The sequence below is a fragment of the Rothia nasimurium genome, from assembly GCF_928391935.1.
Lineage (GTDB): Bacteria > Actinomycetota > Actinomycetes > Actinomycetales > Micrococcaceae > Rothia > Rothia nasimurium_D.
Genome location: NZ_CAKMTD010000033.1, coordinates 1 through 268, shown reverse-complemented (window position 1 = coordinate 268; position 268 = coordinate 1). Strand labels below are relative to the sequence as shown.

The 268-nt window shown below is 56.3% G+C and carries 1 protein-coding gene; it reads left to right on the top strand.

The features are described 5' to 3' along the window. Positions 1 to 268, top strand: a 268-nt coding sequence (locus L7A15_RS10615) for a MucBP domain-containing protein (RefSeq protein ID WP_237212512.1), incomplete at both ends; no start/stop codon positions are given.

The following is a 268-nucleotide window of genomic DNA, read 5'->3' as shown; positions in this document are numbered from 1 at the left end:
TCCTCAAGAAGGTTGAAAAGCCCGTTGAGGAACCCAAGACCGGTTCTGTCGTTGTCAAGTACACCGACGTTGATGGCAACCCCATCCCCGGCCTGGGTGACGTGGTTGACGTTGAGAACGCCTCCGTTGGCGATCCCTACGACACCACCGAGCACAAGAAGCTCACCTACACCGCTCCCGACGGCACTGAGTACGTCTACGAGCGTGTAGAAGGTAACGAAAACGGTCAGGTCGTTGAAGGCGAGACCACCGTTACCTACATCCTCAA